This window comes from Actinoplanes sp. NPDC021490, from assembly GCF_055562135.1.
The window spans coordinates 1-15,331 of record NZ_JBVHFW010000009.1; the positions used below are offsets into that span (position 1 = coordinate 1).

Below are 15,331 nucleotides of genomic sequence, written 5' to 3' on the forward strand. Positions count from 1 at the left end.
GCGCACTCGGACAGCCGCGCCCGGAACACCGGTGACATCTCGGCCAGCTCGCGACCCATACCGATCCACTGACTGCCCTGACCCGGGAAGACGAAGATCGCGCGGCCGGAGACCGGCGGTCCGGTGATGACACCGGTGGCAGGCTGACCGGTCGCGACCGCGGCGAGCCCGGCCGGATCACAGCCGAGCACGACCGCGCGGTGTTCGAACCGGGTCCGGGTGGTCGCGAGCGACCAGGCCACGTCACCGGTGTCCAGCCCGGGGTGGGCGACGATGTGCTCGCGCAGCCGTCCGGCCTGATCGGCGAGGGCCTCGGCGCTGCGGGCCGACAGCACGAACGCCGGGACGGGAGCGGACAGGATCGGCGCCGAAACCGCCGACGGGCGCCGGATGGAAGCCGGGCGCCCGGAGGCCGGCGAAGCGGCAGCCGCACCCGCAGGCGGCGCCTCGGACGCGGAGGGGGCCTCCTCCAGGATCACGTGGACGTTGGTGCCGCTGGCGCCGAACGCCGAGACGCCCGCGCGCCGCGTGCGGTCGCCGGCCGGCCAGTCCACGGGGTCCTGCAGGAGCCGCACGTGACCGGACGTCCAGTTGACGTGGGTGGACGGGTTCGACGCGTGCAGCGTGCGCGGGAGCAGGCCGTCCCGCAGGGCCATCACCATCTTGATGACCCCGCCGACCCCGGCCGCCTGCTGAGCGTGCCCGATGTTCGACTTGAGCGACCCCAGCCACAGCGGGCGGTCGTCGTCCCGGCCCTGCCCGTACGTGGCCAGCAGCGCCCCGGCCTCGATCGGGTCACCGAGCGACGTGCCGGTGCCGTGCGCCTCGACCGCGTCCACGTCAGTGGCGTCCAGGCGGGCGTCGGCCAGCGCGGCCCGGATCACCCGGCGCTGGGCGGGGCCGCTGGGGGCGGTCAGCCCGTTGGAGGCGCCGTCCTGGTTCATCGCGCTGCCCCGGATGACCGCCAGCACCTGGTGGCCGTGGCGCTCGGCGTCGGACAGCCGCTCGAGCAGCAGCAGGCCCGCGCCCTCGCCCCAGCCGGTGCCGTCGGCGTCCTCGCCGAAGGCCTTGCAGCGCCCGTCGGCGGCCAGTCCCTGCTGGCGGGCGAAGTCGGCGAACATCACCGGGGTGGACATGACCATCACGCCGCCGGCCAGGGCCAGTGTGCACTCGCCGGCCCGCAGCGCGCGGGCGGCCAGGTGCACGGCGGCCAGCGACGACGAGCAGGCCGTGTCGACCGAGACCGCGGGGCCGTTGAGGCCCAGCGCGTACGAGACCCGGCCGGAGAGCACGCTGATCGCGCTGCCGGTCACCAGGTGGCCCTCGTCGTGGCCGTTCTCGCGGGCGTACCAGTCGTAGCCGGAGGCGCTGGCGCCGACGAACACGCCGGTGCGGGAGCCGCGCAGCGTCTGCGGGTCGAACCCGGCCCGCTCCAGCGTCTCCCAGGCGATCTCCATGACGATGCGCTGCTGCGGGTCCATGGCCACGGCCTCGCGCGGGCTGATGCCGAAGAAGCCGGCGTCGAACTCGGCCGCCTCGGGCAGGAATCCGCCCCGGGTCTCGTAGCCGTGGATGGCCGCTCCGCCCGGGTCCCAGCCGCGGTCGGCCGGGAAGTCGCCGATGGCGTCGACCCCGCCGGCGACCAGGTTCCACAAGGCGGCCGGGGTGCGGACGTCGCCGGGGTAGCGGCAGCCCATGCCGACGACCGCGATCGGCTCGCCGGTCACCGACTCCAGCTCACGGACGCGCTCGCGGCTCTCCTGCAGCTCGGCCGTGACGCGCTTCAAGAAGTATCGGAGCTTGTCCTCGCTCACGCGGTCCACCTCGGGGTGCTCGATTGGGTGCTCGATCGGGCGGTCATTGGATGCCGAACTCCTTGCCGAGAAGGTCGAAGACCTCGTCGTCATCGGCGTCGGCGAGACGATCAGAGACATCGGTGGGACGGTCAGAAGCGCTGGTGGGACGACCGGAGACCCCATCGGCCGAAGCCCCGCGCAGCCGCTGCCACTTGACGGCGAGCCCGGCCAGCCGCAAAGCGACCGCCTCGTCCTCGTCAGCGGTCACGTCCCCGCCGAGCCGCTCGAGCAGCCCGGAGAGCGAGGCGTCGAGCCGGTCGAGGTCGTCGAGCACCGATTCCGGGCCGAGGCCGATGGCCTGCAGCAGATGCGCGGCCAGGTCGGCCGGCGTCGGGTGTTCGAAGACCACGGTGGACGGCAGCTCGGCCCCGGTGACCGCGGTGAGCCGGTTGCGCAGCTCGATGGCGGTCAGCGAGTCGAAGCCGAGGTCGCGGAAGGCCCGTTCGGCGTCGATCTCCCCCGCGTTGTCGTGGGACAGCACCCGGGCCGCTTCCCGGCGCACCAGCTCGGTCGCCGCGGCCGGTCGGCGCGCGGCGGGCAGGGCGGTGAGAGCCCGGGCGAACTCGGGGATGTCGCCGGTCGCGGGGGCGGCCGGGGCGGCCGCCTCGGGCAGGTCGGCCAGCAAGGGGCTCGGGCGGTGCATCGTGAACGCGGGGGCGAAGGTCCGCCAGTCCACGTCGGCGATCGTCACCAGCGCGTCACCGCCGTCCATGGCCTGGCCCAGGGCCCGCACGGCGATCTGCGGGTCGAGGACGCCGAGCCCGTGCCGCACCGAGGACTGGGCGGTCGCGCCGGCCGCCCAGGGACCCCAGGCGATCGAGGTGGCGACCTTGCCGTTGGCCCGGCGCTGCTCGGCCAGGGCGTCGACGAAGGCGCTGCCCATCGCGTAGCCCGGCACCAGGGCGCTGCCCCAGGTGGCGGCGACCGACGAGAACAGGACGAAGTCGTCGAGGTCGAGGTCGGTGGTCAGCTCGTCGAGCCAGCGGGCGCCGGCCGCGCGGGCTCCGGCCACGGCGGCGAGCTCGTCGGCGGTGGTGTCGGCGACCGCGGTGGCCTGCCCGACTCCGACGGCGTGGACGACGCTGCGCAGCTCGGGGCCGCCGTCGCCGGCGAGCTGCCGCAGCAGTCCGGACACCTCGTCGCGCCGGGTGGTGTCGCAGGCGGCGATGGCCAGCTCGGTGCCGTACGCGGCGACGTCGGCGGCCAGGCGGGCCACGTCGGCGGTCAGCGGTTCGGATCCGGCCAGCACGATGCGGTCGGCGCCGCGACCGGCGAACCAGCGGCCCACCTCGGCCCCGATCGCGCCGGTGCCACCGGTGACGAGCACCGTGCCCCGGCCGGGCCGCACATCGCGGGAGGCGGGGGCGCCCGCCCGCACCAGGCGGCGGGCCAGGATGCCCTGCGGACGCAGCGCCGTCTGGTCTTCGCCGACCGCGCCGGAGAGAAGGGCGGCCAGTTGGGTCGCGGTGTTCGGGGACCAGTCACCGGCGGGCAGGTCGATCAGCCCGCCCCAGCGGGAGGGGTGTTCGAGACCGGCGACGCGGCCCAGGCCCCAGATCTGCGCCTGGGCCGGGCTCACCACCTCGCCGGGCGTGGTGGCGACGGCGCCGCTGGTCAGCACCCAGAGCGGGGCGTCGGTGCCGAGTCCCTGGATGAGGTCGAGTGTGGTGGCGACGCCGCGGGTCATCGTCGGGTGCCCGCGGTCCGGGCTCTCGTCGAGGGCCAGCAGCGACACCACCCCGGCGAGCGGTTCACCGGCGTCGGCCGGATCGCCGACCGTGGTCGCGCCGTGCTCGGTCAGGGCCCGCGTGACCAGCGCAGCGGTTCCGGGGGCGGTGTCCGCGCCGACCAGCAGCCACGTGCCGGAGAGGGCCGCCGGCCGGTCGGTGACGCGGGTCCAGGTGATGCGGTAACGCAGGTCGGTCAGCGCGTCGACGGCGGCGAGGGCGGCCGGGCGCGGAGCCTCCGGCCAGAAGTGGGTGCGCTGGAAGGCGTACGTGGGAAGGTCGATCGTCGTGCCGGAACCGGCCACGGCGGCCCAGTCGACCGGCAGACCGCCGACGTACGCGGTGGCCAGCGAGGTCAGCAGCCGGCGCGGGCCACCGTCGTTGCGGCGCAGCGTGCCGGTGAGGAGGGCCGCGCCGCCGAGCGTGTCGCCGATCGAGCCGATCAGCGCCGGATGCCCGGAGACCTCGACGAACGCGCCGAACCCGGCCTCGCCCAGGGTGCGGACGGCCGCCTCGAACTCGACCGTGCCGCGCAGGCTGGCGTACCAGTAGTCGGCGTCCAGTTCGGGGCCGGCGAGCCACCGGCCGGTGAAGGCCGACAGCATCGGCACCTCGACCGGGCCGGGTTCGATCCCGGCCAGTGACGTGTGGATCCGGTCGCGCAACTCCTCGACCTGGCCGCTGTGTGAGGCGTAGTCGATGGGAACCCGCGTGGTGCGGCAGGTGGCGGGGCAGGCCGCGGCGAACTCGTCGAGCGCGCCCGGATCGCCCGAGACCACCGACGAGCGCGGCCCGTTGACCGTGGCCAGCGAGAGGCGTCCTTCGAAGCCGGTCAGCCACTGGCGGACCACGTCGGCCGACTCGGCCACCGACAGCATCCCGCCGCGCCCGTCGAGGGTGCGCAGGGCCTGGGCGCGCAGGGCGGCCACCCTGGCCCCGTCCTCGAGCGTCAGAGCGCCGGCGACGGTGGCTGCGGCGATCTCGCCGAGCGAGTGCCCGACGACCGCGTCCGGCCGGATCCCGGCCGCCTGCCAGACCGCGGCCAGGGCGACCGAGACGGCCCAGACCGCGGGCTGCAGCACGTCGGCCGCCTTGAAGTCGTGGTGGCCGGCCAGCACGTCGTCCAGCTGCCAGGGCACGTACGGGGAAAGGGCTTCGGCGCATTCGGCCAGGCGGTCGCGGAACACCGGTGACATCTCGGCCAGCTCGCGTCCCATGCCGATCCATTGACTGCCGTGCCCGGAGAAGACGAACACCGTGCGGCCGATGCCGCCGGGAGCCACGGATCCGGTCACCACGCCGTCGCCGGGCTGCCCGGTGGCCACGGCGGCCAGGCTTGCGGGATCGCCGCCGATGACCACCGCGCGGTGCTCGAACACGGACCGCGTCGTGGCCAGCGACCACGCCACGTCGGCCGGCGCCAGAGCCGGGCGGGCGAGCACGAACTCGCGCAGCCGGCCGGCCTGGCCCGCCAGCGCCTGACTGCTGCGCGCCGTGACCGGCCAGGCCACCGGACCCTCGGTGAGCAGCGGCGTGGCCGGGGCGGAGGCGGCCTCGAACGCCGGGGGCTCCTCGATGATGACGTGGGCGTTGGTGCCGCTCACGCCGAAGCTGGAGACACCGGCCCGGCGCGGACGGTCGGCCCGCGGCGCCCACGGGACCGGCTCCTGCAGCAGCGCGACGTGGCCCGAGGCCCAGTCGACGTGCGGCGAGGGGGTTTCGGCGTGCAGCGTGCGCGGCAGCACCTCGTGGCGCAGGGCCAGGACGGTCTTCATGATTCCGGTGACACCGGCCGCGGCCTGGGTGTGGCCGAGGTTCGACTTCACCGATCCCAGCCACAGCGGCCGGTCGGCCGGGCGGTCCTGGCCGTAGGTGGCCAGCAGCGCCTGCGCCTCGATCGGGTCGCCCAGCGCGGTGCCCGTGCCGTGGGCCTCGGCCGCGTCCACGTCGGAGGGGGCGAGGCGGGCGCTGTCCAGGGCGGCGCGGATGACCCGCTGCTGGGACGGGCCGTTGGGCGCGGTGAGGCCGTTGGAGGCGCCGTCGGAGTTGACGGCGCTCCCCCGTACGAGGGCAAGGACTTTGTGCCCCTGGCGGTGGGCGTCGGAGAGCCGCTCGACCGCCAGCACGCCCACGCCCTCGGCCATGCCCATGCCGTCGGCGCCGGTGCCGAACGCCTTGCACCGCCCGTCGGCCGCCAGCCCGCGCTGTTGCGAGAAGCCGACCAGGTCGCGCGGGGTGGACATCACGGTGACGCCGCCGACCAGGGCCAGATCACATTCGCCGGCCCGCAGCGCCTGGGCCGCCGAGTGCAGCGCGACCAGCGACGAGGAACAGGCGGTGTCGACGGTGAAGGCGGGACCTTCGAGCCCGAGCAGGTAGGACACCCGGCCGGAGAGCACGCTGGTGGCCGTGCCGATCATGGCTTGGCCGTCGCCGCTCTCGGTCAGGTGGTCGTAGCCGGAACCGAAGGCGCCGACGAACACCCCCGTACGGCTGCCGCGCAGGGTGGCCGGGTCGATGCCACCGCGTTCCAGGGTCTCCCACACGACCTCGAGCAGCAGGCGCTGCTGTGGATCCATGGTGAGGGCCTCGCGCGGGCTGATGCCGAAGAAGCCGGCGTCGAACTCGGCCGCCTCGTGCAGGAACCCGCCGCCGCGGGCGTAGAGCTTGCCGGGGGCCGGGTCGGGGCCGTAGAGCGCGTGGAGGTCCCAGCCGCGGTCGGTGGGCAGGCCGGTGATGGCGTCGCGGCCCGCGTCGAGCAGCTCCCACAGCTGTTCGGGAGTGTGGATGTCGCCGGGCAGCCGGCAGCCCATCGAGACGATCGCGATCGGATCGTCCGAGACACCGGCGACGGCGGCGGACGCGGTGGCGACCGGTGTGACGACCCCGCTGACCTGGGATTGCAGGTAGGCGGCGAGGGTTTCCGGGTCGGGGTAGTCGAAGAGGAGCGTGGCGGGCAGGGTGAGGCCGGTAGCGGTGCTGAGCCGGTTGCGCAGCTCGACCGAGGTCAGCGAGTCGAGGCCGAGTTCGCTGAACGCGCGTCCGGGCTCGACGACCGTGGCCGAGGCGTAACCCATGACGGTGGCGGCCTCCTCGCGCACCAGGGCCAGCAGGTCGAGGGTCACCGGAGCCGCCGCGACCGGATCGGCCGCCTGGATCTCCGGCATGTCGCGCATCAGGGGCGCGTGGCGCAGCTGCTCGGGGCCGCGGGCGGTGGCCATCGCGGCGAAGTCGACGGCCATCACCGACAGCACGGCCAGGCGCGGGTCGGGGTCCTCGACGGCGGCGGCCAGGGCCCGTACGGCGTCCCCGGGCTCCATCAGGACTTCCCACTTGTTGCGGGCCAGCCGGCGGCGGGCGCCCTCGCTGGCCTGGCCGACGCCGCCGCCGGCCCACGGGCCCCAGGCCAGCGAGGTGGCGGGCCGGCCGCGCAGGCGGCGCTGCTCGGCCAGCGCGTCGAGGTAGGCGTTGGCGGCGGCGTAGTTGCCCTGGCCGCCGTTGCCGAAGGTGGCCGAGATCGAGGAGCAGAGGATGAAGGCGTCCAGGTCGAGGCCGTCGGTGAGTTCGTCGAGGGCGGCCGCGCCGCCGGCCTTGCCGTCGAACGTGCTGGACAGCCGGGCCGCGTCGAGGCGGTCGAGGACCCCGTCGTCGAGGGCGCCGGCCGCGTGCAGCACTGTCGACAGTTGCGGGCCGGTGGCGGCGATGCGGTCGAGCACGGCGGCCAGGGCCGCGCGGTCGGCGGTGTCGCAGGCAACGACGTCCACCGTGGCTCCGAGGGCGGCCAGGCCGGCCACGAGCGCCGCGGTACCGGCCGCGGACGGGCCGGAGCGGCTGGTCAGCACGAGGTGGCGGGCGCCGCGCTCCGCGGTGAGCCAGCGGGCCGCGTGGCCGCCGATGTGGCCGGTGCCGCCGGTGACCAGCACGGTGCCGCGCGGGGTCAGCCGCTGCCGGTCGGCCGGGCGCGGCGGCTTGGGGGCGTGGGCGAGCCGGCGGCGGCGGACCCCGCCGGGGCGCAGCGCCAGTTCGTTGTCGTCGCGGGCGGCCAGCACGGCCACCAGGCGGGCGGCGGTGCGGTCGTCGAACCGCGACGGGAGGTCGATCAGGCCGCCCCAGCGGTCCGGGTGCTCGGCGGCGACCGTACGGCCGAGGGCCCAGACGGGAGCCTGCCGCGGGTCGGACGCCGAGGTGCCGGGGTCGGTGGTGACGGCGCCGGCGGTGAGCACCCAGAGCGGGGCGTCGATGCCGGTGTCGCCGAGGGCCTGCACCGCGGTCAGGGTGGCGGCGAGCCCGCGGCTGACGGTGGATTGCGGGGCGATCGGCTCGGTGTCGAGGGCCAGAAGCGAGACCACGCCCACCGGCCGGGCATCGCCCAGCGCGGCGGCGTAAGCAGCGCGGACGGGCTCGGCGGTGTCCAGCTCGACGGTGACGACCCGGGCGCCCCGCTCGGCCAGCGCGGCCACGGCCGGGTGCTCGGGCTGCCCGGCGGCGGCGAGAACCAGCCACGGGCCGGCGAGCTGAACGGGGGCGGGCTCGGGTGCGTGCGCCCACTCGATGACGAACCGCCAGTCGTCGGTGGGGTCGACCGGCTCGGCCGCGGCGACCGGGGCCGACGGGGCCGACGGCCAGAAGCGCTGGTGCTGGAAGGCGTACGTGGGCAGGTCGGCCCGGCGGGTGGCGGGCAGCACGGCGGTCCAGTCGAGCGGCAGCCCGTGGACGTACGCGGCCCCGAACGAGCGCAGCAGCCGCTCGGCCCCGCCGTCGTCGCGGCGGAGTGTCTCGATCACGGTCGGCGAGGGCAGCACCTCCTCGACCGCGGTCAGCAGCGTCGGGGCGGCCGAGACCTCGAGGAAGGTGTGGTGCCCGGTCAGGGCCAGGGCCTCGACGGCCTCGGCGAAGCGGACGGTGCTGCGCACGTTGGCGTACCAGTACTGCGGGCCGAGCTCGGTGCCGTCGATGACGCGTCCGTGCACGGTGGAGAAGAACGGCACCTGCCCCGGCCGCGGCTCGATCCCGGCCAGCAGGCCCGGCAGCGTCGTCTCCAGCGGCTCGCACAGCTTCGAGTGGGCCACGAAGTCGGTCACCGGTACCCGCCAGCGCATCGCCTTGCGCTTGCGCAGCACCCGCTCGAACTCGGACAGCGCCTCCGGTTCACCGGAGACCACGGTCGCGGCGGGCGAGTTGACGGCGGCCACGGCGAGCCGGTCGCCGAAGGGCTCGAGCAGCTCGCGCACGGCGGCGACCGGCATGACGACCGAGAGCATGCCGCCCTCGACGCCCAGCCCGGTCAGCGCCTGGGCCCGGACGGCCACGACCCGGGCGGCGTCGGAGACGGTAAGGATCCCGGCCACGGTGGCCGCGGCGATCTCGCCCTGGGAGTGGCCGGTCACGACGTCGGGGTGGACGCCCGCGGCCTCCCAGACGGCGGCCAGCGACACCATCACGGCCCACAGCACGGGCTGCATGACCGCCGCGTCGTCCAGGTCGTCGCCGGCCAGGATCTCGTACGGGTCCCAGCCGACATGCGGGCGCAGCGCCTGGGCGCACTCGTAGAAGCGGGCGGCGAACACCGGGGACTCGAGGAGCAGGTCCCGGCCCATGCCCACCCACTGGCTGCCCTGGCCGGGGAAGACGAAGACGGTGCGGCCGTCGCGGGCGGCGCTCTCCCCGAGGATCGTGTCCGGGCCGACGACGACCGCGCGGTGGTCGAAGGCGCTGCGGGTGGTGGCCAGCGACCAGGCGATCTCGGCGTCGCCGGGCGCGCCGGGGGTCAGGGCGAACTCGCGCAGCCGGCCGATCTGGGCGGGCAGCGCGTCGCTTCCGCGGGCGGTGACCGGCCAGGCGGTGTGCGGGGTCAGCAGCACCGGGCTGGAGGCGGGGACGTCGGCCGGCGCCGCGGCCGGTTCCTCGATCAGGACGTGCACGTTGGTGCCGCTCATGCCGAAGGCGGAGACGCCCGCGCGGCGCGGCGCGCCGGCCCGGGTGGTCCAGGGCCGCTGCTCGGTCAGCAGGCGTACGCCGCCCGACTCCCAGTCGATCTCGTGCGAGGGCTCGTCGGCGTGCAGCGTGCGGGGCAGCACCCCGTGCCGCATGGCCAGCACCATCTTGATGAGTCCGGCCAAGCCGGCGGCGGTCTGCGTGTGCCCGATGTTCGACTTGGCCGAGCCCAGCCACATCGGACGGTCGGCCGGCCGGTCCTGGCCGTAGGTGGCCAGCAGGGCGTGCGCCTCGACCGGGTCGCCCAGCGGGGTGCCGGTGCCGTGCGCCTCGACCGCGTCGACCTGGTCGGGGGTCAGTCCCGCGGCGTCCAGGGCGGCCCGGATCACGCGTTGCTGGGACAGGCCGTTGGGGGCGGTCAGGCCGTTGGAGGCGCCGTCCTGGTTGATGGCGCTTCCGCGGACGACGGCGAGCACGGTGTGGCCGAGGCGGCGGGCGTCGGAGAGGCGTTCGACGGCGATGGTGGCCGCCCCCTCGGACAGGCCCATGCCGCCGGCGCCCGCCGCGAACGGCCGGCAGCGTCCGTCCTCGGCCAGGCCGCGCTGCCGCGAGAAGCCGACGAGCTGGCTGGGCGTGGACATCACCATCACGCCGCCGACCAGGGCCAGGTCGCATTCGCCGTGCCGCAGGGCCTGCCCGGCCAGGTGCAGGGCGACCAGAGCGGACGAGCAGGCGGTGTCGATGGTGACGGCCGGTCCCTCCAGACCCAGGGCGTACGCGACGCGGCCGGAGATGATGCTGCTGGAGTGGCCGGTGACCAGGTAGCCCTCGGCCGCCGGGTCGCCGTCGGAAAGCCCGGCGCCGTAGCCGGTCAGGGTGGCGCCGGCGAACACGCCGACGGGGCTGCCGCGCAGCGTCTCGGGGGCTATCCCGGCCCGTTCCAGGGCCTCCCACGACGTCTCCAGGAGCAGGCGCTGCTGCGGGTCCATGGCCAGCGCCTCGCGCGGGTTGATGCCGAAGAATGCGGCGTCGAACAGCGGGGCGTCGTGCAGGAAGCCACCGGCCCGGGTGACCGTGCGGCCCTGGCGGTCGGGGTCGGGGTGATAGAGGCTCGGGTCCCAGCCGCGGTCGGTGGGCAGGGGCCCGATCACGTCGGTCCCCGCGGCCAGCAGGTCCCAGTACTCGCCGGGGGTGGCGACCCCGCCGGGGAACCGGCAGCCGATGCCGACGATGGCCAGCGGCTCGTCCGGGTCGGCCGCGACCACCCGGGTGATCGGTGTGGCCGGCGCGGCCGTCCCGGTGCCGAGCACGGTGGCGGCCAGGTGGGCGCCGAGAGCGGCCGGGGTGGGGTGGTCGAAGACGATCGACGACTTGAGCCGCAGACCGGTGGCCGCGGCCAGCCGCTTGCGCAGCTCGACGGCGGTGAGCGAGTCGAAGCCGAGGTCGCGGAAGGCGCGGCTGCCGGCGACCTCTTGGGCGTCGCGGTGGCCGAGGACGGCGGCGGCGTGGGTGCGCACCAGGTCGGTGGCCAGGCGGTCACGTCCGGGGCCGGCCACGGCGGCCAGTTTGGCGGCGAAGTCACCGGCCGGGGTCTCGGTGACGTTCGCCGTCTCGGCCAGGGAGCCGGCGGCGCAGGTGGTGTCGTCCAGGGCGCCGTGGGCCTCGGGGATGCGCTCGAGCAGGGCGCTGCGGCGGGCGGCGGTGAAGACCGGCGCGAAGTCGGCCCAGGCGATGTCGGCCAGGGCCAGGTAGGACCCGGCTCCCTCGGCGAGCACCCGGCCCATCGCCTCCAGCGCCGGGCCGGGCGGCAGGAACCTGGTGCCCTGGCGCTTGAGGCTGTCCCCCGTGATCGTCGCCGGGGAGTTCGGGCCGAAGGCGTCCGGCACGGTCCAGTCGCGGGTGTCCCAGACGCCCCAGCCGAGCGAGATGGCGGTGGCACCGCGGGCGTTGCGCCGCTCGGCCAGCGCGTCCAGGTGGGCGTTGGCGGCGGCGTAGGCGCCGTGCTCGGCGCTGCCCCAGGCGGCGGCGATCGACGAGAACAGGATGAACTCGTCGGCGTAGGTGACCAGCTCGTCGAGGTTGTCGGCGCCGGTGGCCTTGGCCGCCAGCGATCCGGCCAGCCCGGTCACGTCGGTGTCCTCGAGGCGGGTCAGGTGGAAGACGTTGGCCGCGTGCACCACGGTGGTCAGGCGCGGGCCGATGCCGGCGGCGTGGGCCAGCAGCCCGCCCAGCGCGGCGCGGTCGGCGATGTCGCAAGCCATGATCTCGACCGCGGTGCCGGCCTGCGCGACAGAGGCGGCCTGGGCGGCCAGGCCCGCGTGCGGTCCCGAGCGGGTGGGCAGCAGCACGCGCGGGGCGCCGCGCCCGGCCAGCCATCGGGTCAGGTGGGGGCCGATCGAGCCGGTGCCGCCGGTGACGAGCACGGTGCCGCGCGGTGACCAGGCCCGGCCGGGTCCGGCCGTGGCGGGGGCGCGTTCCAGCCGGCGCGCGAACGCTCCGGCGCGGCGCAGGGCGACCTGGTCCTCGGTTCCGTCGACGAGGACGGCGGCCAGCCGCTCGGCGGTGTGATCGTCGAGCTCGGCGGGCAGGTCGATGACGCCACCCCAGCGGTTCGGGTATTCCAGGGCGGCGACCCGGCCGAGACCCCAGATCTGCGCCTGCAGCGGCACCGGCGGGGCGTCGTCGGGGGTGACCGACACGGCCTTGCGGGTGACCGTCCACAGCGGAGCGCCGAGGCCGAGGTCGCCCAGCGCCTGCACGAGGGCCAGGGTGGCGGCGGTGCCGTGCGGGACGACCGGAAGCCCGGGCAGCGGGCGGCTGTTCAGGGCGAGCAGCGACAGCACGCCGGCCGGTTCGACCGGTCCGTCGGGGAAGGCCGCGGCGAGTTCGGCGGTCAGGTCGGCGACGACCGCGGAGCGGCCGATCGCGTCGGTGCCGAGCACCACCGGTTCGGCGCCGCAGGCGGCCAGGGCCCGGAAGTACGGGTCGGGGTCGGTGCCGTCCCGCGTGATGATGAGCCAGGTGCCGGACAGGACCGGGGTGGTGGCCGGACCGAGCGGTTCCCAGGCCGTGCGGTAGCGCCAGGTGTCGGCGCTGACGGCGGGCCGGGCGGGCGTCACGCTGCGCGGCCAGAAACGGGTGCGCTGGAAGGCGTACGTGGGCAGGTCGACCCGCTCGGCCCGGGGCAGCACGGCCGCCCAGTCGACCGGCGCGCCGTGCACGTAGGCCTCACCCAGGGAGGCAAGCAGCCGGCGGGGGCCGCCGTCGTCGCGGCGTAGGGTGCCGACGACCACGGGGTCGCGGTCGGCCAGTTCCTCGCCGATCGGCATGGTCAGCACCGGGTGCGGGGAGACCTCGATGAAGGTGTTGTAGCCGTCCTCGCCCAGGGTTCGCACGGCCCGGGCGAACTCGACGGTCTCGCGCAGGCCGGCATACCAGTAGCCGGGGCCGAGCTCAGCGCCGTCGAGCCACTCCCCGCTCCGGGTGGAGATCATCGGCACGCGGGCGGTCCGGGGTTCGATGCCGTCGAGGGCGTCGAGGATCCGGTCGCGCAGCTCGTCGACGTGCGCGCTGTGCGAGGCGTAGTCGACCGGCAGGATCCGGGTGCGGACGCCGGGGTGCTCGGCCGCGAGCTCGGTCAGGGCGTCGGGGTCGCCCGCGACGACCGTGGCCGTCGGGCCGTTGACGACGGCGATCGAGAGCCGGTTCCCGTACGGCGCCAGCCATCCGCGGACGGTGCCGGGGCTCGCCTCGACGGCCATCATGCCGCCCCGCCCGGCCAGCGCGGTCAGGATGCGGCTGCGCAGCGCGACCACCCTGGCCCCGTCGTCGAGCGAGAGGCTGCCGGCGACGACGGCCGCGGCGATCTCGCCCTGCGAGTGGCCGATCACGGCGTCCGGCTCGACCCCGGCCGCTTCCCAGACCGCGGCCAGCGAGACCATCACGGCCCAGAGGGCGGGTTGCACCACGTCGGCCGCCTCGAACCCGTGCCGGCCTTGGAGGACGTCGTCCAACTGCCATTCCACGTACGGGGAAAGGGCGGTGGCGCACTCCCGCAGGCGGGCCCGGAAGACCGGGGACTCCAGGTCGCGGCCCATGTTGATCCACTGCGAGCCCTGTCCGGGGAAGACGAAGACCGTGCGGGTCTCGGGGCGGGCCTCGCCGGTGACCACGTCGGCGCTCGGTTCCCCGGCGGCCAGGGCGGCCAGGGCGGCGTCGTCCAGCACCACGGCGCGGTGCTCGAACGCGGTGCGGGTGGTGGCCAGCGACCAGGCGACCGCCGCGGGACCGGCCTCGGCGTCGGCGAGTTTACGGGCCTGGGCGGCCAAGGCGGCCGGGGTGCGGCCGGACAGGACGTAGGCGACCGCGCCGGGCAGCACGGCCTCCCCGTCCGGCGCGGGAAGAGCCTGGGGCTGCGGCGCTTCCTCGATCACCAGGTGGGCGTTGGTGCCGCTGATGCCGAACGCCGACACGGCCGCCCGGCGGGGACGCTCGTCCTCGCGCGGCGGCCAGGCGACGTCCTCGTTAATCAGGCGGACGTGCCCGGATGTCCAGTTGACGTGCTCGGACGGACGATCGGCGTGCAGGGTGCGGGGCAGCACACCGTGGCGCAGCGCCATCACCATCTTGATGAGACCGGCCACCCCGGCCGCGGCTTGGGTGTGCCCGATGTTCGACTTGACCGAGCCCAGCCACAGCGGCGCGTCCCCGGTCCGGCCTTCGGCTTGCCCGTACGTGTCGAGGAGCGCCCCCGCCTCGATCGGGTCGCCCAGCGTGGTGCCCGTCCCGTGGGCCTCGACCGCGTCCACGTCGGCCGCCGTCAGTTCGGCGTTCTCGAGCGCGCCGCGGATGACTGTGCGCTGGGCGGGACCGTTCGGGGCGGTGAGCCCGTTGGAGGCGCCGTCCTGGTTGACCGCGCTGCCACGGATCACCGCCAGGATGGGGTGCCCGTTGCGCCGGGCGTCGGAGAGCCGTTCCAGCGCCACCATGCCCGCGCCCTCACCCCAGCCCGTGCCGTCGGCGCCGGCCGAGAAGGGCTTGCAGCGGCCGTCGGCGGCCAGGCCGCGCTGCCGCGAGAACTGCTGGAAAAGCAGCGGCGAGGACATCACGGTGGCCCCGCCGGCCAGGGCCAGCTCGCATTCCCCGGCCCGCAGCGCCTGCACGGCCAGGTGCAGCGCGACGAGGGAGGAGGAGCAGGCAGTGTCCACGGTGACGGCCGGTCCGACCAGGCCGAGGGTGAACGAGATGCGGCCCGACAGCACGCTGTTCGCGGTGCCGGTGAGCAGATGGTCGGCGGCCTGCTCGAAGTCGAAGTGGTCGCCGCTGCCGTACGCGGCGGCCGACGAGTAGACCCCGGCGAACACGCCGGTGCGGGAGCCGCGGAGGGTGGCCGGGTCGATTCCGGCGCGCTCCACGGCCTCCCACGAGGTTTCCAGCAGCAGCCGCTGGTGCGGGTCCATGGCCAGCGCCTCGCGGGGGCTGATGCCGAAGAAGGCGGCGTCGAAGTCGGCCGCGTCGTAGAGGAAACCGCCCTCGCGGGTGGTGGATCCGGGCTGGTCGCCGGTCTCGTAGAGGCCGGTGATGTCCCACCCGCGGTCGGCCGGGAAGCCGGCGATCGCGTCGGCGCCGTCCGCGACGAGCCGCCACAGCGCCTCGGGCGTGTCGGCGCCACCGGGATAGCGGCAGCCCATGCCGACGACGGCGATGGGTTCGTGCCTGAGCGACCGCAGTTCCGCGCGAGTGTCGCGCAATGCGGCAGTCACGACCTTGAGGTAGTCGCGAAGCTGCTGTTCGTCAGCCATCGAGGTCCCATCT

Annotated in this window: 2 pseudogenes; both read right to left on the minus strand. The window is 75.5% G+C overall.

The window, feature by feature from the left end:
* Positions 1-1,811, minus strand: a pseudogene (locus tag ACZ3I4_RS23375) (type I polyketide synthase); the annotation flags it as partial.
* 46 nt (positions 1,812-1,857) lie between these two features.
* Positions 1,858-15,318, minus strand: a pseudogene (locus ACZ3I4_RS23380) (SDR family NAD(P)-dependent oxidoreductase); the annotation flags it as partial.
* Between the last annotated feature and the right edge of the window lie 13 nt (positions 15,319-15,331).